Genomic DNA, 21680 nt, shown 5'->3' with positions numbered 1-21680 from the left:
CGTATGTTTATATAAAGATATCTTTATATCAAGGAAAATCCCTGCGCCGACGCCACGGGGTGTGGAACCGCGCCGACGAACCGATATTGGTGGGGTGGAGTTATGGGGGCGGCTGTGCTAGGCACTGCCCAGGTTCCGCCAGACCGTCGCCGGGCGCCCGACAGTCGGCGCGCGACGGGAACAGTTTGGTTTTGATCTTATTTTTCGACAATGCGCAAATGAGAGGGGCAATGTCCATGCTTCGACGCATCTTGGCGCCGCTTGCGGTGCTGGTATTGGTTTTTGGAGCGATGGCCCCGTCGTCGGCCCGTGCCATGCAACCCCTGCCCACCGACCCGTCGGCCTTCGTGCAGGAACTGAGCCGTTACGCCATCGAGGATATTCTAAAGGCCGATGTCGAGCCCAGCGAGCGTATCAAGCGCTTCGAGACCCTGCTCGACACCGCCTTCGACATGCCGTTCATCGCCCGTTTCGTCGTCGGCGGCTATTGGAAGCAGGCCACCGAGGACGAGCGCGCCAAATTCCTCAGCCTGTTCCGCGACCTGAACGTCATCAACTGGGGCAGCCGCTTCGGTGATTACGGCGGCCAGAAGATCGTGGTCGTCAATTCGGTAAGCCGGGACTCGCGCGGCGGCACCATTCACGAGGTCACCACCGCGATCGGCAAGGCCAATGACAAGCCGATGCAGGTGATCTGGGTGCTGCGCGCCGCCCCGAGCGGCCAGTTGGGCGTGATCGACCTCAAGGTCGAAGGCGTCAGCATGGCCCTGACCTTCCAGAGCGAATACCGCTCGGTGCTCAAAAACAGCGGGTCGATGACCGGCCTCAACGCCGTTTTGGAAAAGAAGATCGCCGAGCTGCGCGCCCGCGCCGGCTAAGGTGATCACGTCAAAAAAGGGGGGCGCCGACCTGATCGTCGGCGCCCCCCTTTTCTTTGGCCAAGCCGCAAGTTTTAGCGGCTGAGAGGCTTGTACTTCAGGCGATGGGGCTGGTCGGCGTCGGCGCCCAGGCGGCGCTTCTTGTCGGCCTCGTAAGCCTCGAAGTTGCCCTCGAACCATTCCACATGGGAGTCGCCCTCGAAGGACAGGATGTGGGTGGCGATGCGGTCAAGGAACCAGCGATCATGGGAGATGACCACGGCGCAGCCGGCGAATTCCAGCAGGGCGTCTTCCAGGGCGCGCAGGGTCTCGACGTCCAGGTCGTTGGTCGGTTCGTCAAGCAGCAGCACATTGGCATGCGACTTCAGCATCTTGGCCAGATGCACCCGGTTGCGCTCGCCCCCTGAGAGCTGACCGACCTTCTTTTGCTGATCGCTGCCCTTGAAGTTGAACTGGCCGACATAGGCGCGGCTGGGGATCTTGCGCTTGCCCAGATCCAGCTCGTCCTGACCGTCGGAGATTTCCTGCCACACGGTCTTGTTGGGGTCGAGGGCGTCGCGGCTCTGGTCGACATAGCCCAGGCGCACCGTTTCGCCGATGCGGATGGCGCCGCTGTCGGGCTGGTCCTTGCCGGTGATCATCTTGAACAGCGTCGTCTTGCCCGCGCCATTGGCGCCGATGACGCCGACGATGCCGCCCGGCGGCAGGCGGAAGGTCAGATCGTCGATCAGCAGACGGTCGCCAAAGCCCTTGGTCAGCCCTTCGGCCTCGATCACCACGCCGCCCAGGCGTTCGGCGATGGGAATGACGATCTGGGCGCTTTCCACCTTCTGGCTTCCGGCCGAGGCCACCAGGTTTTCATAAGCGGTGATACGCGCCTTGCTTTTGGCCTGACGGGCCTTGGGCGACTGGCGGATCCATTCCAGTTCGCGCGAAATGGTCTTGTCGCGCGCCCCCTCCTCGCGGGATTCCTGCTCCAGGCGCTTTTGCTTGTTCTCCAGATAGGTCGAATAATTCCCCTCATAGGGAATGCCGCGCCCGCGGTCGACTTCCAAGATCCAATTGGCGGCATTGTCCAGGAAGTAGCGATCATGGGTGATCGCCACGACGGTGCCCGGATATTGCTGAAGGAAGTGTTCCAGCCAGCCCACCGATTCCGCGTCCAGATGGTTGGTCGGTTCGTCAAGCAGCAGCATGTCGGGCTTGGACAGCAGCAGGCGGCAGAGGGCCACCCGGCGGCGTTCACCGCCCGACAGCTTGGTCACATCCGCCTCGCCGGGCGGGCAGCGCAGGGCGTCCATGGCGATTTCGACCTGACGCTGCAGGTCCCAGCCGTCGGCGGCGTCGATCTTTTCCTGGATTTCGGCCTGTTCGGCGATCAGGGCGTTCATCTCGTCGTCATCGACGACTTCGCCGAACTTGGCGCTGACCTCTTCGAAGCGATCGAGCAGGGCCTTCATCGGGCCGACGCCGTCCATCACGTTGCCCATCACGTCCTTGGCCGGATCGAGATCGGGCTCCTGGGCCAGATAGCCGATCTTCACGCCATCGGCGGCCCAGGCCTCGCCGCCGAACTCCTTGTCGATGCCGGCCATGATGCGCAGAACGGTGGACTTGCCCGCCCCGTTGGGACCGAGCACGCCGATCTTGGCCCCGGGCAAGAACGAGAGCGAAAGCCCCTTCAAGATCTCCTTCCCGCCGGGATAGACCTTGCTCAGGTTCTTCATCACATAGACATACTGATAGGAGGCCATGGGCCGCTCCGCATTGCTGGAGAAAGAGGGAGCGCCCAGTGGACTGGACTTCAGCAAAAGACAGGGCCGACCCGAGAGGGGCCTGATCCTTCCAAAGCAAGCGTCCGTCGTCGCCGCAGCGCACGGACACAAGGGCGCGGTGGGCCTTTGTAACCCAGCCCCGGGCGCGATGCAACGCGGGGCTGGCCGTGACAAGACGGGGCATACCCCCGCTTGTCCTTTCCCCGCGGCGCACAAATACTTTGTGTTCGGCTCTGGCCTTGCTTTAGCCTCGCGTTATCCGCCGGACCTCCACCGTCCGGCCCGATCGCTCCGGGGAGATCGCAAGCCATGGCCGCGCGCATCATCACCATCGCCCAACAAAAGGGGGGGGCGGGAAAGACCACCCTGGTCGCCCAATTGGCCGTGGCCTATGCCGCCCTCGGACGGACGGTCGCCCTGGTCGATATCGATCCCCAGGGCAGCCTTGCCGCCTGGCACCGCCTGCGCGGCGAAACCCTGGACGCCGGGGCCGGCGGCCTGCATCTGTCCGATGTCGCCGGCTGGCGCCTGGGCACCGAGCTTGACCGCCTGCGCAATTCCTATGACATCGTCATCGTTGATACGCCCCCCCATGCCGAAACCGAGGCCCGCACCGCCGTGCGCGCCGGCGATATCGTGCTGGTGCCGATCCAGCCCAGTCCGATGGACCTGTGGGCGACGGCGGCGACCCTCGATCTTGCCCGCAAGGAACGCACCGAGGTGCTTTTGGTGCTGAACCGGGTGCCGCCACGCGGCCGCCTGCCCGAGGTGATCGAAGCCCGGCTGCAAGCCGATGACCTGCCGATCGCCAAAACCCGCATCGGCAACCGTACCGCCCTGGCCGCCAGCCTGCTGGAGGGCAAGGGCGTGGTCGAGACCGACCGCGGCTCGCGCGCCGCCGAGGAAATCCGCGCCCTGGCCGGGGAAGTCCTGGCCCACCTGTCCTGATCCCTTCCCTCTTCCCTCTTCCCCTTTATCTTGGAGCCTGTGTGCCGATGCGACCGACCAAGGTGAGCGTTATCGAGCGGACCGCCGCCTTTCGCGGCTATTTCCATGTCGACCGCGTGCGGTTGCGCCACGAGCTTTATTCGGGGGCGACCGGCCCGGAAATCGTCCGCGAGGTGTTCGAGCGCGGTCATGCCGCCGCCGTGCTGCTTTATGACGCCGATGCCGATGTGGTGGTGCTGATTGAACAATTCCGCCCCGGCCCCTGGGCGGCGGGCGAAGAGCCGTGGATGCTCGAGATCGTCGCCGGCATCATCGACGCCGGGGAAACCGTCGAAGCGGTGGCGCGGCGCGAATGCCAGGAGGAATGCGGCCTGATCCCCGACGAGTTGGTGCCGATCACCCGGGTTTTCGTCTCGCCCGGCGTCATGACCGAAACCGTCGCGCTGTATTGCGGCCGGGTCGACAGCCGCGCCGCCGGCGGCGTTCATGGGCTGGCCGAGGAAGGCGAGGATATCCGCGTTGTTCCCATGGCCGCCGAGGCCTTCATCGATCTGGCCCAAAGCGGCGCCCTGACCAATGCCACCGCCGCCCTGGCCGGTTATTGGTTCGCGCTGAACCGGGCCTCGCTGCGCGCGCGCTGGCGCACCGGCGATGTCTCCCCCGGATCCTCGGCGGCCTAACCCCGCCTTACCCCCCTATCGTTCGTCGAAGGCGGCGCGCAAGGCGATCAACGCCGCATCGAAGCCGTCTTCGACCGACCGCACGGCGCGGGCCATCATCAGATTGTCGCTCAGGCCGAAATCCTCGACCTCCCAGCCCTGGCCATCGCGCCAGCGCCCGCCGTCGCGGCGCAGCGTCCCGCCGGCCCAGGCGCGGACGCGGGTCAGGTAATCGCCTGCATTGCTGGCATAGCCGACCACCGGCTTGCCCAAAGCCGCCGCATAGCCGATCTCGAAGGCGGTTCCCGGATCCATCGACGGGCCGCGAAACGGGCTCATATTGGCGGCCACGCCGGCGCATTGACCGATCAGGGCGATATTAGCTTCATAGATGAGCTTGGCTTGGACGGCGGGGGGCTTCCCGGCCAGATCCAGCGCGCTATCCAAAGGAAAAACCCCGACCAGCCCCTGGGCGGCGCAGCGCTCTTTCATCGTCTCGGCCACCGCCTGACTCTCGGCCAGGAACACCTCGGGACCGGCGAGATAGATCTTGGGTCGGTCGGTCATGGGCGCCTCGGCGACAAGGAAGGCGAAGGGGCGCGCCCCCTTCGCCGGTCCGATCCCATACCATAAGGGCCGGCAAAAGACACAGGGCTTCGCGCGAAAGCCAACCTCGGCCCTCGCCGGCCACGCCAAGACCCCACTGTCGCCCGGATCGAAAAGGGTGCTGGCGTTCTCGCGCGGCCCTGACTAAATTTTATCAATTCCAAATTTCACAGTTCATCGGCCGTGTTTTTGCTTGGTCGCGTCAGACCACCATCCCCCGACCCTTGCCTTGAAAGGGGCTGATCGACCCGTGACGACCCCCTCCCTCCCCCAATGTGGAAACGCCTTGATCGATGACGGCCACCGCCGCCTGATGGCCGCCCTGGCCAGCCTTGGCGAGATCGCCACCCGCCCGCAGAACCGCGCCGAGACCCTGGTCGGCCTGAAAGGCTTTCTCGACCTCCTGCGCGACCATTTCGGCATAGAGGAAATCATCATGCGCTCGGTCGGCTATGCCGGGGCCGAGCGCCATGCCCGTATCCATACCCGCTTGATCGATACCCTGGGCGAACAGGTCGACCGGCTGGAGTTCGGCGCGGCCTTTCCGGCGACCGAGGTGGTGGCGCGGATGACCGACATGCTGATCGAGCACGAACTGGTGACCGATAGCGAATATTGGACCAGCCTGGACGCCGCCGAGCGTCCGGATCTGCCCCACCCGGCGCCGCGCCCCTGGGACCGCTCGCTTGATACCGGCAATGCGCGCATCGATTCCCACCACCGCGCCCTGTCGCGTCTGGCCACCCGCTTCCACCGCCTGGACGGCCGCGCCGACACCGGCCACCTCGCCAACCTGCTCCATGGCCTGAACACCCTGATGCGGCTGCATTTTCGCACCGAGGAAACCCTGTGGCCCGAAAGCGATCCCCACCACGCCTTGGCCCACAGCCATTTCCTTGAGACCCTGGACCACGCCGGCCGCCGCCTGCTTGAAGGCGAGATGAGCCCAAGCGCCTTCGCCCGCGATGTCCTTGATCATTGGCTGGTCGATCACATCCGCGCCGCCGATCAACCGCGATTTCGCGTCCTGGTCCCCTGAAAGCGGATTTGGCGGTGGCGAAGGCGAGGCGGCCAAGGGCATTGTGATCACCCGATCCCCCATCCCGCCCCTTCTTTTCCCCTTGTCCGAGATCCGCCATGGCGTTGAAAGCCACCATCCTTCCCGTAACCCCCTTCCAGCAGAACTGCACGCTCCTGTGGTGCGACGAGACCATGGCCGGCGCCCTGGTCGATGCGGGCGGCGATGTCGATCGCCTGCTCCAGGCCGTCGAGAAGACCGGGGTGCGCCTGGAAAAGCTGCTGGTCACCCATGGCCACCTCGACCATGCCGGGGGCGTGGCCGAGATCCAGGAGCGCCTGGGCCTGCCCGTTGAGGGCCCCCATGCCGACGACGCCTTCCTGATCGAAGGCATGGCCGATCAGGCCCTGCGCTTTGGCTTTCCCGAGGGGCGGTCCTTCGTGCCCGATCGCTGGCTTGTCCAGGGCGACAAGGTGAGCCTGGGCGCCCTGACCCTCGAGGTCCTGCACTGCCCCGGCCACACGCCCGGCCATGTGGTGTTTTTCGAGCCCACCGCCCGGGTCGCCCAGGTTGGCGACGTGCTGTTTCGCGGCTCGATCGGTCGCACCGATTTCCCGCGCGGCGACCACGCCACGCTGCTCGCCTCGATCCATGACCGCTTGCTGCCGCTGGGCGACGACGTCACCATCATCCCCGGCCATGGCCCGCTCTCAACCCTGGGCGAGGAGCGCCGCACCAATCCCTATCTTGAGCATGGCGCCTGATTCTCAGCGCTTTCAGCCCATCGCGCCGGCCAAGGCACCCTTCGGTGATACGATACCGGAGGGCCGATCTTTCGTTCCGGTTGCAAAGCTAAACGGGCTTTTCGTGTGCGGAACCCTCTTGCAAGGTGCGTTGGTTTGCGCCAGATTTCGCAAATCGATTTTCGCCTAGGCTTTCCGCGGCTGCCTATTTGGCCGGCTTCTGGTCTGACCGTCGTCGAAAATTACAGCCCCGGGCAATCGGGCACGGGGCAACAACCAGACCAGGGAGCAGACGCATGTCCACTGGCACCGTGAAATGGTTCAACGGCACGAAGGGCTACGGTTTCATCGAGCCCGATGATGGTTCGGCCGATGTTTTCGTGCATATCACCGCTGTTCAGCAGGCCGGTCTCGACAGCCTGCGCGAAGGCCAGAAGGTCGCTTTCGAGCTCGAGCGTGGCCGTTCGGGCAAGATGGCCGCGTCGAACCTGAAGCCCCTTTAAGGGTAATTTACACTTCTCAAAAATGAGGGCTTGCATTGTTCCTTAGGGTTCGATAGAAAGCGCCCTCTCGCGGCGGTACGGACCGTACCGAAGCGGCTTTAGGCGGTGCCCTCCCGGGCATCGCCCACGGCGTCCCCATCGTCTAGCGGTCCAGGACATCAGCCTTTCACGCTGAAGACACGGGTTCGATTCCCGTTGGGGACGCCACTTTCTTTCCGGCTCGCGGTCAGCGCTACGGCGCGCCGCGCCAGCCCCTCCTACCCCCTCCCCTTTTGCTTTCCGCATAACACTCCGGCCAGTCAAAAACTCCGGCCGCGCCCCCCTCATAGCCGCAAGCTTTCTAGGAAGCCCAAAGCCAGGGCGATCTCGGCGTCGTCGGGGGAGATCCGCGCGGCGGCAAGCGCATGGGCCTTGGCCCCGGCCATATCGCCTTGCGCCATCGCCAGCCGGGTCAGCCCGGCCAGGGCGCGGGTTTCGATCAGGGCGCGCTTGGCAAAAAGCTCAATACAATCAGCCGCAAATAGCGCCAAGCCACGACGAATAACCCATCACGACTAGCCACTTTAAGCAGCAGAGAGGAAAGCTCGATTGCGCCGACCTCGATGGAGTCGTAAAGCACGCCGCAACCAAACCAGAGAAACCTGCAGGAAACTGGGCGCTTTAATTCGTCCTCGCCATCAGGCGTGACTTAGGCCACTCATTGCCTGCGGGACAATCTACTCTTGTAATTGCTCACGGGGGTGGCGTCCTGGCTCAGGCGATGGCGAATTGGCCATCGACGAGGGCGCGAACAGCGGCGAAGGCCGTCTGGCCTTTCAGGCGGGCGGTGCCGGTGACGGATCGGTATCCGGCATGGATTTGGGCGCCCCAGTCGGAGCGGAATCCGTTGGTGACCTTGCGGAAGACGACGGAGGGCCTGATTTCCCGTTCGGAGACGTTGTTGGTGGGCGGCACGCTTCGGTCGGTCAGGAAGACGAAGAACTTGGCGCGCCCCACGCCTTGATTTGCCGCTGCAAAAGCCGTCCGGCGGGATGGGCGGCGGGGTGGCCGACCAGGGCGTCGAGGCGTCGTTCGGCCTTCGCCGCATAGGCGGCCAGCGTGCTGTTCTTCAAGTCGGATCGTCGCTTGCCGACCCGGATGGCCCATCGCAGATGGTCGCGGATTTTTGGCGCGACCACCGTGTCGCCGCTGTCGATGGCGTATTGCACGTCGCGCAAAACATGGGCGAGACAGACTTGATGGACGCGGGCCAGATCCTGTTGCCCTGCATAGCGATCCGAAACCCAGATTTCGGGCCGGTGACCGTTCAGCATGGTTTCGGCGACGCTCTTGGCCCGGCGCGGGGCGATTTCATGCAGAACCGCCTGATCCGAGATGAACACCCATTGCTACTGGGTCACACCATCGACGCGGGTGGTGGTTTCGTCCGAGGCGATGATTCGGGCGGTCAGCAGCTTGGCTTTGATCGCCGCCCGGGCTTGGTCCAAACCGGCTTGGCTCTGCCGAAAGGCATTGGCGATGGCGCCTTCTGAGATGGCCAAGCCGAACAATTCCTGGAGCATCCGCGACAGTCGCTCGAAGCCGACATGGTGGCTGTGATGGAGATAGAGCAGCAGCGAGCGGATGCCCGGCCCGAATGGCGTCCCCGGCTCCATGCCGGCGGGAGCCTCGGCCCGATAACGCTTGCCGCAGCCGCACCGGCCGCCGAACAGTTCGACCCGCGTCACCACCGGGCGGATCGGCGGAAGGTCGATATGGTCATAGCGATGGCGGCAACGCTGCCCCGCCTCGGGCGTGGCCGTTCCGCAATGCGGGCAGATATCGGCCATCCGGCGCTCGGTCTTGTCCGGGGTTTCGGTCAACGGGCGCGACACGCCAGGACGCGATGGCCGCTGCTTCCGAGGGAGCTGGGGCTTCCGGTTTTCTCGGCCCGGGCCATCTTTTGACGGTGGGATATGCGAATTGGACGAGGTCTTCTTCGGCTTGCCGACTGACGCCTCAAGCTCGGCAATCCGTGCCGCCATGCGCTCGATCAGCGCCGCCTGCTCCGTCAGCAGGGCGTCTTTCTCGGCGTCACTCAGGAGATAGCGAATCGGAAGTTTCATCCATACGCTGACTCATATTTGGAGCCCCCGCGCAACCAATTTTGCCAGCTACGTGAGCAATTACGAAAGCATTAGACAATATGGGAGAACATGCTCACTTTAGACCGGCGTAGTACGGAAAAGCGCAAGTCATGTCAATGGCTTGCGGCTGAAGTGAGCACATGCTTTTATCTCGCCCTTAAGAGCCCGTCCGGAAGGTTGTTGAGTCCGATGAATCATTTGTGATTCCATGGCTTCCCAAACGAATTCGGGGGGGGCAGGATGTGGACGAAGGAAAACCGGAGGGTCTATGAGCGGCATGGGTTGCGCTACCCTAGCGACCTGACGGATGAGGAATGGGCGCTGGTGGAACCGCTGATCCCACCGGCGAAGCGGGGCGGCCGGTGGCGGACGGTGAACATCCGCGAGGTGCTGAATGGCGTTTTCTACGTGCTGATGACCGGTTGCCAGTGGCGGGCCCTGCCCAAGGACCTGCCGCCCAAGAGCACGGTGCATGAGTATCTCGGGCTGTGGGAATGGGATAGCACCCTGGCCCGTATCCACCACGCACTCTTTGTCGAGGTGCGGGAATTGGTGGGCAAGGAAGCCAGCCCGACGGCGGCGATCATTGACAGCCAGAGCGTCAAGGGCGCGGAAAAAGGGGGGCGCGGATCGACCCGTCTGGCTATGACGCAGGTAAGAAAGTCAAAGGTAAGAAGCGGCACATCGTCGTCGACAGGCTCGCCATGATCCTGGCGGCCCACATCCAGCCCGCCGATGTCCAGGACCGCGATGGTGCGTTGCCGGTGCTAAAGGAGGTCCGCCGCCTGTTCCCGTTCATCGAGCGCGTCTTCGCCGACGGCGGCTACCAAGGAGCTTCCACGGCGGCGGCGGTGCGCGAACTGGGGATGTGGCACCTGGAAATCGTCAAGCGCTCCGACACCACCAAGGGATTCGAGGTGCTGCCAAAACGCTGGATCGTCGAACGTACCTTCGGCTGGCTCGGCCGCTGCCGACGCCTTGCCAAGGACTTCGAGAACCTGTCCCGGATGGCTCTGGCCTTCCTGCGTCTCGCCATGATTCGCCTCATGCTGCGCAGAATCGCAAGGCTCCGGAAATCATAGGAAACTTCGCGGACGGACTCTAACTTCTCCTACGCCGGTTCTTCGCTATGTCGCGTTCTGAAAATACGAACAACGCCTCCACGAAGCCGCCATTTCAGTTCTGGTGAGGTTCTGCTTCCCGATTCAAGAACCAGATCGTCAGGCCGGAGCTTTCAGCCCTCAAATTGACCGCACGTACGGAACCGAGGGTTTCTGTTTGCCGAGCAAAGCTGTCGCCTCAATTAGCTTTTCATGAGGTTACGTTTCGCCAATAATCACTCAATTGGGGGATTGGCGGTATCCTTGACATGACTGCCTGGAGGGTCGGGGGGATGGGATATAATCCGTCAAAGGCCACGATTTTGCTGTGAAATTAGAGATATCTGCCGATGCGAGCATTGCCAAAAATCTGGTCGAAGATGAAGAGCTTGTGGCCAGAAAACAAAAAGGTAGAGGTTGCTACCGCGGTTGCTACCGCCGTAAGTACTATCGCAGCAGTTGTCAGCAATATTGCGAGCTATATTGCTCTGGACAAACCATTAGCGCTTAATAGTGTAATTTTTACAAAAGAAACAATATTTACTATTGCTGTTGTGTTGGTGATAATATTGTTCTTTTCATCTATGATTCTATTTATAATCTTTTTTCGTGCGAAAAATAAGAAAGTGAGAAGAATAAAGAACATGCTTGTTTTTGCGTATTTATCAACAATAAATATGAGCAGCGCAAATCCATCTCGGACACTGGAGCCCAAGAATGGATGAGAAGTCTGTTGCTATTTTTGCTAAAGATAAATTAGATCCGATTCTCTCTAGGGTCGATGCGCAACCATTTTCTCAGAGCGCGTTTGCTACTCTCAACGAGGTGATAGCGGCGTATATTGGCGATTTAGTCGAAGAATCCGTAAAGATCTCAAAGAGGCATCAATCTGACGGCATTTCTGCGGCGCATGTCCAGCAAGCGCAACAGTATTTGACAAGCAGTTCACATAACAGAATTTTTCGGCATTTTGGAACAATTGGCGGCATCATACTTGGCGCAGGTCTGTCTACGGTGTTGTCTCTTGTAACTTCCAGCCAAATTTCTGTTACGGGCCTGCTAATTTCCAGCATTTTCTCAGCAATAGGGGCTTTTCTTGTCGCCCTTCATATTGCTCACGACTGAAATATATCAATCTTGTGCCGGTGTTATTGTTGATTCGTTTGCCTGACTGATACCTTGCGTTCCGTTTCAAATGTATGAACGCTGAGTCTCGCCGGATTTTAATTATACGATGAGCCCCCTGGCGGACCAGGAACGGTAGGTTTTGCTTCAAACCTCTGACCTCTGCTTGAGGAAACATGTTCCCCTCATGGCGTAAGGACTTGGTCTCCGGTGTCGGTCATCAAATTGCCACTCTTAACGAATGTCGCCTTCGGCTATTTCGTTTCAGCACTGCGCCCGAACACCCCATGTCGTTATTCCTCAATCCAACGGAAGCAACGCCGTTCAGCACGCATCTTCGTTACCGTCGGCACGCCAATCCCTGCGGTCGCATCCAATTTCACGCTTCGACCGCATCCGGAGCCGCTGTGCTAGGCGGCAACGATGATGACCGCAGGCGCATCAATCAGGCCCTCGATGTCTACGAAGGCCGCCGACAAGCCGTTTAGAAGGTGTTATACCAAGCTGCATTGAGTGAAACTCATGCAGCTTGGTTAGGCCCAAGGGGCCGCGCGCCTTGTGGCACGGAAGCGCCACACTTGCCACTGAGGACCTCCGCCGATCGGTTCCGATCAACGCAGCTTGGTATTAGCAAACCTACCAGTACGGCATGAACCTCGCAGGTTCCGCCTTCAATTTAGATCCTTTTGAGGTGTTACATTTTTTGCATGCGAGCTGAAAATTTGTGGGATCGTTACTGCCTCCCGAAGCCAAAGGCACCATATGGTCGAGATGAACATTTACAGCGGGAGAAATAAGGCCAGTTAGGTCGCTGAAACATAGCTGGCATCGCCCTTGATCTCTGTAGAAAACCGCTTTGCGGAGCCATCCGGGCACTCTACAGCGAGCAATCCTCCCCGTGCTCCCTGGGGCGTTCTCTTGATGTGCGCTGCTATGGACCGCGATTCTCTGTTGGAATCGAAAAAGCAAATTCCGATCAGAAAACAACAAATGAAATACCGTTGGGGTTATTAAATCTACGGCTTTACGACAGAGCTTGTCTAAGTCATCTATGTGATCATGGATATCATCTTCATTAATCCATGAGGGGGCCAGAAGGCCAGCTTGGGTAACTAGCGCACGCAGATTCTTGCATTCGACTTCTGCGACCTCAAAAACCTCCTCATGCGCGGCATTTGTGAGATTGGTGATAAAAGAATGAAGTAATGTTCTCTTATATGGTTTGGCGATGCGAGATTTTACGCCACCTCTATCGTGATTATCCGCCAGAAAATCGATGAATATATCATCTTTTATTTCTAGTGGTGCAATCACCTCTTGGTTAATGTGCTCCGCAATTTGATACATGCAGTCTGTGTATCGATACACTGGCTGGGCAAGATCCATCATGATTACCTCGTCCTCAACTATCTCTAACGCTGGAAAGCCCGGCTCCACCGCTCCAAATCTTTCGCCTGGCTGCGGATCTCCGCCACTGTCGCCGATAGCGCCGCGCTCTCACCGTCATGGTCAGCAATCGCGAAACTCTCAACGTATGCAGGCTGCGCCCGCATACGCCGGATCGACCAACAAAATAGACACCACCTCACTTTGATGTCGCGAAGGGGAATACCCAGAAAGTTCACGGCATAGGCGGCATCAGATTTCATCAACCGATCCGCAGCATCGCCCAGGATTTCGATCTGTTTTTCCGTGTCTTGCAAAAACGCTTCGCGGGAGACGCCATCGGTATAGCGTTCGATCGCTTTCGCGGTGTTGAGCATGTCTTCAAGACATGCTCCGACGTCGTGCCACCAGCTTGACGGTCTTTGGTTGGTCACAGCGGCTTGGCGTCTTTCAAAACGGCTGATCGATATCGTTCGTGGATACTGCTCAGCATATGAATGTCGATCTGGATGCCAGTCAATTCCTCGGCCTTCCGTCGGGTACGTGCAAGAGTCATTAGCGAGGTGCCCTGGGCCGTATCGGCAAGCAGGCCGATATCGCTGCCGTCCAGGTCTTCTCCAAGTGCCACTGAGTCGAACCTCCGCACGTTGGAAAGCCCATATCGGCTGGTAACATCGAGGAGCGAGACGCGATGGCAGGCGACAATTTCCGAAGGGCGCATGGTCCCCTCATTCCATTCGAGAAAGAAAATTATAAGTCGAGACCGCTTGGCTGGCTAGCTAGCGTGAGCACGCCGCAGTTAGTATCAACAGCGCTATCACCCATCCAACGGAATCAACGCCGTCCAGTACGCATCTTCGTCACCGTCGGCACGCCACTTTCTTTCCGGCTCGCGGTCAGCGCCACGGCGCGCCAGCCCCTCCTACACCCCCTCTTCTGCTTTCCGCATAACACTCCGGCCAGTCAAAAACTCCGGCCGCCGCCCTCATAGCCGCAAGCTTTCCAGGAAGCCCAAAGCCAGGGCGATCTCGGCGTCGTCGGGGGAGATCCGCGCGGCGTCAAGGGCATGGGCCTTGGCCCCGGCCATATCGCCTTGCGCCATCGCCAGCCGGGTCAGCCCGGCCAGGGCGCGGGTTTCGATCAGGGCGCGGGCCGGATCAAGGGTGGCCACCGCCATCGCCCGGCGGAATCGGTCGCCGGCCTCGGCGAAGCACGCCTTGTTTTCCAGCAGCAGGCCGCAGGCCAGATGGTAATGCCCGGTCTGGTCGGCGACCGGCGCCATCGACTCCAGAAAGGCCAAGCCGCCCTCGGCATCCTTGGCAAACAGCGCGGCCCGGATCATCTCGACCAGATCGCCGGCGATATGGGCCGGAACGATGCGCTGTCCGGCTTCGATCAGCCGCCGGCACTCCCTGGCGATCGGCGCCGTCTTGGCGGCCTTGCCCCAGAAGCGGTACAGCTCCAGCAGCTTATAGCGGCTATACAGATCCTTGGGGTCGTCCTTCAGCGCCAGCTTCAGCAGGCGTTCGTCGCGGCGTTCCTTGTTTTGCCCGGTCATATGCTGGGGAAGATAGCCGACATGGCGCACCGGGGTTTCCAGGGCGGCGATGCGCTCCCCCCTTTTCGCCAGCATGGCGGCGATGCTTTCCGAAGCGTCTTCGTGGATGCGGCAGCGATAGGCGACCCCGGGATCGTTGCGAAACAGCCGCAGCGGCCGCGCCTTGCGGACGATGCCGTTCTTTTGTTCGTCATGGCGCAGAATCGTCGCCGCGCCGACGCCCGGGCTGGCGATCAGCGCGCGGATCTCCTCGGCGAATCCCTCCTGGGGAAATTCATCGGCATCAAGCACCAAGATCCAGTCGGCTGTGGCGTGACGCAGGCTTTCATTGCGCGCCCGGGCGAAATCATCGCGCCAGGGCTGGCGATGCACCTCCGCCCCCGCCGCCGTCAACAACGGCACCGTGCGATCGACCGATCCGGTATCGACGACCACGAACTGGTCATACAGACCGCGACTGTGATCAAGGAATTCGGGGATCAGCCGCTCTTCGTCGCGCATGATCATACACAGGCTAAGGCTTGTCATCGGGTCTGGGATCCTGGCTGCGGGGTTTCCCCGCCACCTTACCCGTCGGACGCGGATCTTCAAGGCCGGCGGGATTGGCCCCGGGAGCCCATTCGGGCAGGGCCTGAAAGACGCTGGCGGGCATCGCCAGATCGATACGGTCGGGGTGAAAGCGCAAGGCGCCGCGATCGATGGCGACAAGCGCCTCGCCGATACCGCTCACGCCCCCCCTGCCGACCACGACAAAGCGCAGCCGGCCGCTGTCGCTTTCAAGCATCGCCTCGACCACCGTGCCGACGCTTTCGCCGCCCTCGGCGTGAACGCTCATCCCGGACAAGGCGCCCGCCGTGACCAGGGTTGGCGCCGCCGAGGTCTCGCTGAGGGAAACCGCCGTTTGGCCGATGTCCTCGTAATGGGCCTGACGACCCAGCCAGCGCCAGACGCCCAGCATATTGACCAGCGTCAGAAAGCCGTTGGTCATGAGCAGCGTCGTCTGCCCCGTGGTCAGGCCGACCACCGACCAGCTGAGCGAGCCAATAGTGAAGACCACGAAGCCCCAGCCGGTCACCCGGGCGCTGAGATTGGACGCCGTCATGATCGCCGCGATCGCCGTGGCGATCGGCGCGCTCCACCCGGCCAAGGTTTCCAAGTTCCCCCCCATGATGATCCTTTCGGCCCTGGCGGCCCCGCTCTGGCGGGCGAGTAACGCGGCCGCGCACAATGCGTTACCCAACAATCGGAGGACTTGGGCGAAAAACACCACGATGTCAGGGACACATTCGGACCTTTTGAAGTTGTCTGAAGAGAGGATTTCCCCTTTTGGCTGGAGACTAAAAAATGCTTGATCCCTTTACCTTCTGGACACGCGTGATGGCGGCGAGTGTCAGCATGGCTCAAACCGGGCTGCGCGGCGGCGAAACCATGGAAGCGGCGAAGAATGTCATCGCCGCCCGCGGCGAAATCATGCGAACGGCGATGGGCGCGCCCCTGAGTGCCGACCACGGGGAACTGGCGCGGATGGTGCCCGAAAAGGTCGAAGCCTTCTCAATCGCTGGAGCGGCGATGGTCAATGGCTGGTGGGCGATGCAGGCGGCCTTCCTGACCCAGGCCCAGCATGTGGCGGCGATGACCCTGCGCGGACGACCGCCGACCATGGCCGAGATGATGGCCCTCTCCTCGCGCAGCGTCGCCTACGCCTTGACGTCATTCGAGGACGGCGGCCGGCTTGGTAAAAATGCCCTGGCGCCGATCCACAAGAAGGCCATCGCCAATGCCAAAAGGCTGAAAAGCCTTTAACAACAGGGCCGCCCCTTACAGCGATCCCGACAGCCGCTCGTCAAGCAGGGCGGTTTCGGCGGCGCGGCGCGCCGCGTCCCAGCCGCGCAGATCGCCGAGCAGGGCGATCACCCGGGGGGCGGCGGCGCGGGCGGCGGCGCGATCGACCAGGGCCAGGGTCAGGCGGCGGACCAGCACATCGGCGCCATGCTCGGCCGCCTCCAGGGTGGCGGCATAGACGACCTCGGCCTCGATATGGGGATGATCGGGGTGCAGACGGGCGCCCGCCCCGCGCGCCGCCAACTCGGCGACGAGCGGCGCCCGGTCGCCATAGGCGCGGTGGAGATGGCGGGCGATATCCCCGGCCAGGGCGAAGCGCCCGACCAAAGCCGCCGCGCCGTCCTTCTTGAAGGCCTCACCGCCGATCACCTTGCGCGACACGGTGGCGCAAGGCCGCGCCGGGGCGAGCCCGCCGCGCGCCACCGCCCGGTCCACCGCCTGTTCGGCCATCTTGCGATAGGTCGTCCATTTGCCGCCGGTAATGGTGATCAGCCCGGATGGATCCTCGATGATCACATGGTCGCGGGCCAGTTGGGCGGTCCCGATGGCCTCGGGATCGAAGACCAGCGGCCGCACCCCCGCCCACACCGACAGCACGTCGCCTTCGCTGACATCAAGGGCGAGAGACCGCCGCAGGTGGCCCAGCAGATAGGCCACATCGACCGCCTTGGCCGGCGGATGGTCGACCACCTCGCTTTCGCCCTCGGTGGTGCCGACCAGGGCGTGACCCTGCCAGGGCAGGATGAACAGCACCCGGCCATCATCGGTTTTGGGGATGAGCACGCCCCCGTCGGGCGGCGCGAAGCGGCCCTCAAGCACGATATGAACGCCCGAACTCGCCCGCAGGATCGGCTTGGCTCCAGGGTCATCCATCTTGCGCAGGTGATCGGCGAAGGGCCCGGTGGCATTGATCACCACCTTGGCGGCGATCGGCCAGGAGGCGCCGTCCAGGCCATCGCGCAGCCGGGCGCCGACCACCGTGCCGGCGTCATCGTGGATCAGGGCCTCAAGCGCCACGTGATTGGCCACAACCGCCCCGTCGCGCCGCGCCGTCATCGCCAGGGCGATGGTCATGCGGGTATCGACGAACTGGCCATCGTAATAAAGCACCGCGGCCTTCAATCCCTCGGCCTTGAGCATGGGACAGCGGGCCAAGGCCTCGGCCCGGCCGATCAGCCGGCTGCGACCCAGCGAGCGCTTGCCCGACAACAGGTCGTAAAGCGTGAGCCCGGCATAGACATAGGGCACCTCGGCCCAGGAATAGAGCGGGGTGATCAGCGACAGCCGATCGCACAGATGGGGGGCATTGGCCAGGAAGGCCCAGCGCTCGCGCAGGGCGTCGCGCACCAGATGGTACTGGGCGGAATCAAGATGGCGGACGGCCGCCTCAAGATAGCGCACGCCGCCATGAACCAGCTTGGTGCTGCGGCCGCTGGTGCCCTCGGCGAAATCGAAGCGCTCGACCAAGGCCGTACGCAGACCCCGGCCGGCGGCATCCAGGGCGATGCCACAGCCGGTGGCGCCGCCGCCGATGACCAGCAGATCGAAGACCTCCCCCGATTGAAGGGCGGCCAAAGCGTCATGCCGGGGGGTGTCGCCGTCCCGGGGATCGCAGCGGGGCATTAGGCGGGAAACTCCCTCACGACGATTCGCTTCGCCATCACGGTGCGAAAGCGGCGAGCGGAAAAGGAAACAGCGGCTTTCCGCGAGATCACCGCTCTCCTCTTCTGAATTATGATTAGTCCAAAAGCATCACCCACAGGGAGGGGAAATCGATGAAGCTGGGCGACAGCGTGATCCTGATCACCGGCGGTGGATCGGGTTTGGGGGCGGCCACGGCGAGGATGGTGGTCGAAGGCGGCGGCAAGGCGGTGCTGGTCGATGTCGATGAGGCGCGGGGCGCCGCCCTGGCCGGGGACCTGGGCCCCAGCGCCCGCTTCGTGGCGGCCGATGTCACCGCCGAGGCCGACGGCGAACGGGCGGTGGCGGCGGCGATCGGGGCTTTCGGCGCCTTGCACGGCCTGTGCAATTGCGCCGGCATCGCCCCGGGCGAAAAAGTGCTGGGCCGCGACGGCCCCCATGGCCTGGACAGCTTCGCCCGGGTCATCAGCGTCAATCTGATCGGCACCTTCAACATGATCCGCCTCGCCGCCCAGGCGATGGCGCGAAACGCCGTCAATGCCGAGGGCGAACGCGGGGTGATCATCAACACGGCCTCGGCCGCGGCGTTCGATGGGCAGATCGGTCAGGCGGCCTATGCGGCGTCGAAAGGCGGGGTCGCCGCCCTGACCCTGCCGGTCGCCCGCGAGATGGCCCGCCACGCCATCCGGGTGATGACCATCGCCCCCGGGCTTTTTGAAACGCCGATGCTGCTCGGCATGGCCGCCGAGGTTCAGCGCGCGCTGGCCGCCAGCGTGCCCTTCCCCCAGCGCCTGGGCAAGCCGGCGGAATATGCCGCCCTGGTCCGCCACATCCTGGAAAACCCCATGCTCAACGGCGAGGTCATCCGCCTGGACGGCGCCTTGCGGATGGCCGCCAAATAGCACGGCAAACCGTCGGCCGGAATTGCCCCCCGGCCAGGGTCCGGGGTAGCCTGGGGCGTCACGGCGATGGGAAAGGAATAAACCGGTGACCGACACGCTGACCCTGGTCAGCGCCGGCGATTGCGCCTTCGGCGTGGTCTTTGGCGAAACGATCACGCCGGCGGTCAATGCCCGGGTCCAGGCCCTGCATCGGCGGCTTCGCGCCCAGGCCGCCGAGTTTCCCGGGCTGATCGAAAGCGTGCCGGGCTTTACCACCTTGCTGATCCATTACGATCCGCTGCTGACCGGGCGGGCCGAGCTTGAGCCGCGCCTGCGCGCCCTGCTTGCCGAGGCGTCGGTCGAACCGGCGCAAGGCCGGGCGTGGCGGCTGCCGGTCTGTTACCAGGGCTCCCCCGATCTTGACGCCGTCGCCCGCGCCACGGGGTTGTCGGCGGCCGAGGTGACCGCCCGGCATGAACAGGGGCGCTATGTCGTTTATGTGCTGGGCTTCCTGCCGGGCTTTGCCTATCTCGGCGATCTGGACCCGGCGCTCGCCCTGCCGCGCCGGGCCGAGCCCCGGCTGACGGTGCCGGCGGGATCCCTGGCGATCGCCGAGCGCCTGACCGCCGTCTATCCCTGGGAAAGCCCCGGCGGCTGGCATCTGATCGGCCATTGCCCGGTGCCGCTGTTCAACGCGTCCCAGGCCAGCCCGGCCCTGCTGGCGCCGGGCGATCAGCTTCGTTTCTTCGCCGTCAACCGGGCCGAGCATGAGGCCTGGGTCCGCCGCGTCGCCGAGCCGGGCTTCGATCCCGCTGATTTGATCGACGGCGCGCCATGAACACGCCCCATCTGCGGGTCATCACCCCGGGTCTGCTGACGACGCTCCAGGACCTCGGTCGCTGGGGCTTTCAAGATCGCGGGGTACCGGTGGCCGGGGCCCTTGATCCGATCGCGCTGCGCCTTGCCAATGCCCTGGTCGGCAATCCACCGGCCATGGCCGGGCTGGAGATCTGTGCCCTGGGCCCGACCCTGGCGGTGGAGGCCGAAAGCCTGCGGCTGGCCTTTTGCGGCGGCGCGCCGCTTCTCCATCGTCCGGGGGCGGCGCCCGAACGCTTGGCCGGCGGGCGCAGCCATCTTTTGCGGCGCGGCGATCAGCTGGCGATCGGGACCTTGGACGAAGGCGTCGGGGCTGGCGTACTGGCGATCGCCGGCGGCTTCGCCGTTGCGCCGGTGATGGGCAGTTGGTCGACCTACCGCCGCGCCCGGCTGGGACCGCTGGGCGGTGGCCCGTTGCAGGCCGGCCAAAGCCTGCCGCTTGCGCTGGAGCGGGCGCCCGCAGGATCCGAGCGCGCCCTGCCGCACGCCTTTGAGTATGGAGCGGGGCCGATCCGCGTCGTTCTTGGCCCCCAGGACGCCGCCTTCACGGCCGAGGCCCTCGCCCTGTTCCTGTCGGCCCGCTATCGGGTGGGACGCAGCAGCGATCGCATGGGCATGCGCCTGGAGGGCCCACGGCTGACCCACCGCCAAACGGCTGATATCGCGTCGGAAGGTCTGGCCCATGGCGCCATTCAGGTTCCGGGCGATGGTCTGCCGATCGTCTTGCTCGCCGATCGCCAAACCGTGGGCGGATACGCCAAGATCGCCACCGTCGCCTCGGTCGATCTGCCGCGCCTGGGGCGGATGCTGCCGGGCGCGGATATGGCTTTCCAAGCGGTGAGCGTTGAGGCGGCCGAGGCCCTGCGCCGCGACCAAGAGGGGCGATTGCGTGGGCTGATCGCCGCCATCGCCGCGCCCAAGCCGACCGGCGGTATCGATATAGAGGCGCTTTATACCAATAACCTGATTTCCGGGATGGTCATGTCGGGCGAGGCGGACGAGGATGATCCCCCTTATTGAAGCACATCCCGAGCACCGAAAGGACCCGGCCATGACCCTGCGGGTGAATGTCAATGCCGATCTGGGGGAGGGCTATGGCGCCTACCGCATCGGCGACGACGCGGCGATGCTCGACATCGTGCGCTCGGCCAATATCGCTTGCGGCTTCCATGCCGGGGATCCGCTGGTGATGGCGCGCACCGTTCATCTGGCGCTGGCGCGCGGCGTCAGCCTGGGCGCCCATCCCGGCTTCCCCGATCTCCAGGGCTTTGGCCGGCGGCCGATGACGATGAGCCTCGCCGAAATCGAAGCCATGGTCGCCTATCAGATCGGCGCCCTGCAGGCGATCGCCACGGCGGCCGGCGGAAGGGTCAGCCATGTCAAACCCCACGGCGCCCTCAGCACCATGGCCGCCGTCGATCACGCCCTGGCCCTGGCCATCGCCAAGGCGATCAAGGCCGTCGATCCCGGGCTGATCTCGCTGGCCCCGGCGGGTTCGCGGATGGTCGAGGCCGGGCGGACCCTGGGTCTGGCGGTGGTCGAAGAGGTTTTCGCCGATCGCAATTACGATGACGCCGGGGCGCTGCTGCCGCGCTCCCACCCGAGGGCGCTGATCCATGTGCCCGAGGAGGCCGCCGAGCATGGGCTGCGCATGCTGACCGAGGGCATCATTCTTTCGGCCAATGGCCGGGAAATCCCCTGCGCCGCCCGCTCGATCTGCGTTCACGGCGACGCCCCCGGAGCGGTGGCCCTGGCGGCCTATCTGCGCTGCTTCCTGGAGGATCACGATCTGGAGGTCGTGCCTGTGCCCGAGGTGCTTGGCGAGCAAAACGCCCCCTGAAAACGCCTCGTCGCTGGCACCGCGCCGGGACGATGCCTATATGGGGGCGACGAGACCGGGGGGCCCCCGGTCCCGCGCTCCCCGCTTTGGCTTGCCTAGGATCTTGATAATCAAGCAAATCGTCGTCGCGCTCTGCTCCAGAGCGCTCGGGATTTGCTCTGTCGCTTGATAACGA

General features: G+C 63.4%; 23 protein-coding genes, 1 tRNA gene and 1 pseudogene. 15 read left to right on the top strand and 10 right to left on the bottom strand.

The genetic code is table 11. The annotated features are described in order from the left end of the window. Positions 1–236: 236 nt before the first annotated feature. The gene (locus RRU_RS07930) at positions 237–878 is read left to right on the top strand and encodes an MlaC/ttg2D family ABC transporter substrate-binding protein (protein WP_011389281.1); all 642 of its coding nucleotides are present in this window, start codon (positions 237–239) and stop codon (positions 876–878) included. Positions 879–952: 74 nt separating this feature from the next. Here RRU_RS07930 and ettA read toward each other — a convergent pair whose 3' ends face one another. After that, positions 953–2632 (bottom strand): energy-dependent translational throttle protein EttA, encoded by a 1680-nt coding sequence (gene ettA, locus RRU_RS07925; RefSeq protein ID WP_011389280.1) that lies wholly within the window; start codon positions 2630–2632, stop codon positions 953–955. 330 nt (positions 2633–2962) lie between these two features. Between ettA and parA the strand changes: the two genes are divergently transcribed. Together parA and RRU_RS07915 are read left to right on the top strand one after the other, a co-directional pair. Further along, on the top strand, positions 2963–3601 hold the full coding sequence (gene parA, locus RRU_RS07920) for a ParA family partition ATPase (protein WP_011389279.1): 639 nt from the start codon (positions 2963–2965) through the stop codon (positions 3599–3601). Positions 3602–3648: 47 nt separating this feature from the next. Beyond that, entirely contained in the window at positions 3649–4281 is a 633-nt protein-coding gene (locus tag RRU_RS07915; protein ID WP_011389278.1) for an NUDIX domain-containing protein, read from the top strand. Between the two features lie 15 nt (positions 4282–4296). Here RRU_RS07915 and RRU_RS07910 read toward each other — a convergent pair whose 3' ends face one another. Next, on the bottom strand, positions 4297–4827 hold the full coding sequence (locus tag RRU_RS07910) for a nucleoside 2-deoxyribosyltransferase (protein WP_011389277.1): 531 nt from the start codon (positions 4825–4827) through the stop codon (positions 4297–4299). A gap of 289 nt (positions 4828–5116) precedes the next feature. Between RRU_RS07910 and RRU_RS07905 the strand changes: the two genes are divergently transcribed. From RRU_RS07905 to RRU_RS07890, 4 genes are all read left to right on the top strand, one after another. Then, positions 5117–5905 carry a bacteriohemerythrin gene (locus RRU_RS07905; protein WP_011389276.1) on the top strand — a complete coding sequence of 263 codons (789 nt, stop codon included), beginning with the start codon at positions 5117–5119 and terminating at the stop codon, positions 5903–5905. A gap of 98 nt (positions 5906–6003) precedes the next feature. Beyond that, a complete protein-coding gene (locus tag RRU_RS07900; RefSeq protein WP_011389275.1) occupies positions 6004–6648 on the top strand; it encodes an MBL fold metallo-hydrolase in 645 nt (214 codons plus the stop codon). A gap of 275 nt (positions 6649–6923) precedes the next feature. Then, positions 6924–7130, top strand: a complete 207-nt coding sequence (locus tag RRU_RS07895; RefSeq protein WP_011389274.1) for a cold-shock protein — start codon at positions 6924–6926, stop codon at positions 7128–7130. A gap of 131 nt (positions 7131–7261) precedes the next feature. Continuing rightward, positions 7262–7337, top strand: a tRNA-Glu gene (locus tag RRU_RS07890). 116 nt (positions 7338–7453) lie between these two features. On the opposite strand, the gene RRU_RS07885 is transcribed toward RRU_RS07890, so the two are convergent. Continuing rightward, positions 7454–7660 carry a hypothetical protein gene (locus tag RRU_RS07885; RefSeq protein ID WP_011389273.1) on the bottom strand — a complete coding sequence of 69 codons (207 nt, stop codon included), beginning with the start codon at positions 7658–7660 and terminating at the stop codon, positions 7454–7456. A 223-nt stretch (positions 7661–7883) separates the two neighbouring features. Further along, positions 7884–9235 (bottom strand): annotated as a pseudogene (gene tnpC, locus RRU_RS07880) (IS66 family transposase). 261 nt (positions 9236–9496) lie between these two features. Here tnpC and RRU_RS07875 point away from each other — a divergent pair. The 3 genes from RRU_RS07875 to RRU_RS07865 all read left to right on the top strand — a co-directional run bounded on the left by RRU_RS07875 (position 9497) and on the right by RRU_RS07865 (position 11481). Next, positions 9497–10338, top strand: a protein-coding gene (locus tag RRU_RS07875; RefSeq protein WP_085977020.1) for an IS5-like element ISRhru6 family transposase whose coding sequence is annotated in 2 segments (ribosomal slippage) — positions 9497–9869 and positions 9869–10338 — 843 coding nt in all. Because the reading frame shifts where the segments join, the coding sequence is not laid out codon by codon here. Positions 10339–10706: 368 nt separating this feature from the next. Then, positions 10707–11081: a hypothetical protein gene (locus RRU_RS07870; protein ID WP_148265474.1), complete on the top strand. Its 375-nt coding sequence runs from the start codon at positions 10707–10709 to the stop codon at positions 11079–11081. Beyond that, positions 11074–11481, top strand: a complete 408-nt coding sequence (locus RRU_RS07865) for a hypothetical protein (protein WP_148265473.1) — start codon at positions 11074–11076, stop codon at positions 11479–11481. Before RRU_RS07870 ends, RRU_RS07865 begins: the two co-directional genes overlap by 8 nt. Positions 11482–12117: 636 nt before the next feature. On the opposite strand, the gene RRU_RS07860 is transcribed toward RRU_RS07865, so the two are convergent. The 5 genes from RRU_RS07860 to RRU_RS07840 all read right to left on the bottom strand — a co-directional run bounded on the left by RRU_RS07860 (position 12118) and on the right by RRU_RS07840 (position 15593). Then, positions 12118–12870 carry an HNH endonuclease gene (locus RRU_RS07860; RefSeq protein ID WP_148265472.1) on the bottom strand — a complete coding sequence of 251 codons (753 nt, stop codon included), beginning with the start codon at positions 12868–12870 and terminating at the stop codon, positions 12118–12120. Between the two features lie 23 nt (positions 12871–12893). Continuing rightward, on the bottom strand, positions 12894–13244 hold the full coding sequence (locus tag RRU_RS07855; protein WP_014626190.1) for a hypothetical protein: 351 nt from the start codon (positions 13242–13244) through the stop codon (positions 12894–12896). Positions 13245–13297: 53 nt separating this feature from the next. Next, positions 13298–13588, bottom strand: coding sequence for a nucleotidyltransferase family protein (locus tag RRU_RS07850; RefSeq protein WP_011389266.1), 291 nt, complete (start codon positions 13586–13588; stop codon positions 13298–13300). Between the two features lie 264 nt (positions 13589–13852). Continuing rightward, positions 13853–14953 carry a tetratricopeptide repeat-containing glycosyltransferase family 2 protein gene (locus RRU_RS07845; protein WP_014626189.1) on the bottom strand — a complete coding sequence of 367 codons (1101 nt, stop codon included), beginning with the start codon at positions 14951–14953 and terminating at the stop codon, positions 13853–13855. Next, entirely contained in the window at positions 14940–15593 is a 654-nt protein-coding gene (locus RRU_RS07840) for a PRC-barrel domain-containing protein (RefSeq protein WP_011389264.1), read from the bottom strand. The genes RRU_RS07845 and RRU_RS07840 overlap by 14 nt, the downstream gene beginning before the upstream one ends. Positions 15594–15769: 176 nt before the next feature. Here RRU_RS07840 and RRU_RS07835 point away from each other — a divergent pair, with 176 nt between their 5' ends. Beyond that, entirely contained in the window at positions 15770–16228 is a 459-nt protein-coding gene (locus RRU_RS07835) for a hypothetical protein (RefSeq protein ID WP_011389263.1), read from the top strand. 15 nt (positions 16229–16243) lie between these two features. Here the strand turns inward: RRU_RS07835 and RRU_RS07830 are convergent, their stop codons facing one another. After that, positions 16244–17890, bottom strand: a complete 1647-nt coding sequence (locus tag RRU_RS07830; RefSeq protein ID WP_011389262.1) for an FAD-dependent oxidoreductase — start codon at positions 17888–17890, stop codon at positions 16244–16246. A gap of 152 nt (positions 17891–18042) precedes the next feature. Here RRU_RS07830 and RRU_RS07825 point away from each other — a divergent pair, with 152 nt between their 5' ends. The 4 genes from RRU_RS07825 (at position 18043) to RRU_RS07810 (ending at position 21505) form a co-directional block, all read left to right on the top strand. Next, positions 18043–18810 (top strand): SDR family NAD(P)-dependent oxidoreductase, encoded by a 768-nt coding sequence (locus RRU_RS07825; protein WP_011389261.1) that lies wholly within the window; start codon positions 18043–18045, stop codon positions 18808–18810. 85 nt (positions 18811–18895) lie between these two features. Further along, entirely contained in the window at positions 18896–19627 is a 732-nt protein-coding gene (pxpB, locus tag RRU_RS07820) for a 5-oxoprolinase subunit PxpB (RefSeq protein WP_011389260.1), read from the top strand. After that, positions 19624–20685, top strand: coding sequence for a biotin-dependent carboxyltransferase family protein (locus tag RRU_RS07815; RefSeq protein WP_011389259.1), 1062 nt, complete (start codon positions 19624–19626; stop codon positions 20683–20685). The genes pxpB and RRU_RS07815 overlap by 4 nt, the downstream gene beginning before the upstream one ends. Before the next feature lie 31 nt (positions 20686–20716). Then, on the top strand, positions 20717–21505 hold the full coding sequence (locus RRU_RS07810) for a LamB/YcsF family protein (protein ID WP_011389258.1): 789 nt from the start codon (positions 20717–20719) through the stop codon (positions 21503–21505). Positions 21506–21680: the final 175 nt, after the last annotated feature.

It is taken from the genome of Rhodospirillum rubrum ATCC 11170, from assembly GCF_000013085.1.
In the GTDB taxonomy this organism is placed as follows: domain Bacteria; phylum Pseudomonadota; class Alphaproteobacteria; order Rhodospirillales; family Rhodospirillaceae; genus Rhodospirillum; species Rhodospirillum rubrum.
Note: the sequence above shows the minus strand (reverse complement) of the source record. Positions and strands in the feature narration are given on the sequence as shown.

Excerpts from the sequence above, each read along its gene's own strand:
- RRU_RS07930 (WP_011389281.1), top strand. The coding sequence starts at position 237 with ATGCTTCGACGCATCTTGGCGCCGCTTGCGGTGCTGGTATTGGTTTTT.
- ettA (WP_011389280.1), bottom strand. The coding sequence starts at position 2,632 with ATGGCCTCCTATCAGTATGTCTATGTGATGAAGAACCTGAGCAAGGTC.
- parA (WP_011389279.1), top strand. The coding sequence starts at position 2,963 with ATGGCCGCGCGCATCATCACCATCGCCCAACAAAAGGGGGGGGCGGGA.
- RRU_RS07915 (WP_011389278.1), top strand. The coding sequence starts at position 3,649 with ATGCGACCGACCAAGGTGAGCGTTATCGAGCGGACCGCCGCCTTTCGC.
- RRU_RS07910 (WP_011389277.1), bottom strand. The coding sequence starts at position 4,827 with ATGACCGACCGACCCAAGATCTATCTCGCCGGTCCCGAGGTGTTCCTG.
- RRU_RS07900 (WP_011389275.1), top strand. The coding sequence starts at position 6,004 with ATGGCGTTGAAAGCCACCATCCTTCCCGTAACCCCCTTCCAGCAGAAC.
- RRU_RS07895 (WP_011389274.1), top strand. The coding sequence starts at position 6,924 with ATGTCCACTGGCACCGTGAAATGGTTCAACGGCACGAAGGGCTACGGT.
- RRU_RS07870 (WP_148265474.1), top strand. The coding sequence starts at position 10,707 with ATGCGAGCATTGCCAAAAATCTGGTCGAAGATGAAGAGCTTGTGGCCA.
- RRU_RS07865 (WP_148265473.1), top strand. The coding sequence starts at position 11,074 with ATGGATGAGAAGTCTGTTGCTATTTTTGCTAAAGATAAATTAGATCCG.
- RRU_RS07860 (WP_148265472.1), bottom strand. The coding sequence starts at position 12,870 with ATGATGGATCTTGCCCAGCCAGTGTATCGATACACAGACTGCATGTAT.
- RRU_RS07855 (WP_014626190.1), bottom strand. The coding sequence starts at position 13,244 with ATGCTCAACACCGCGAAAGCGATCGAACGCTATACCGATGGCGTCTCC.
- RRU_RS07850 (WP_011389266.1), bottom strand. The coding sequence starts at position 13,588 with ATGCGCCCTTCGGAAATTGTCGCCTGCCATCGCGTCTCGCTCCTCGAT.
- RRU_RS07845 (WP_014626189.1), bottom strand. The coding sequence starts at position 14,953 with ATGACAAGCCTTAGCCTGTGTATGATCATGCGCGACGAAGAGCGGCTG.
- RRU_RS07840 (WP_011389264.1), bottom strand. The coding sequence starts at position 15,593 with ATGGGGGGGAACTTGGAAACCTTGGCCGGGTGGAGCGCGCCGATCGCC.
- RRU_RS07835 (WP_011389263.1), top strand. The coding sequence starts at position 15,770 with ATGCTTGATCCCTTTACCTTCTGGACACGCGTGATGGCGGCGAGTGTC.
- RRU_RS07830 (WP_011389262.1), bottom strand. The coding sequence starts at position 17,890 with ATGCCCCGCTGCGATCCCCGGGACGGCGACACCCCCCGGCATGACGCT.
- RRU_RS07825 (WP_011389261.1), top strand. The coding sequence starts at position 18,043 with ATGAAGCTGGGCGACAGCGTGATCCTGATCACCGGCGGTGGATCGGGT.
- RRU_RS07815 (WP_011389259.1), top strand. The coding sequence starts at position 19,624 with ATGAACACGCCCCATCTGCGGGTCATCACCCCGGGTCTGCTGACGACG.
- RRU_RS07810 (WP_011389258.1), top strand. The coding sequence starts at position 20,717 with ATGACCCTGCGGGTGAATGTCAATGCCGATCTGGGGGAGGGCTATGGC.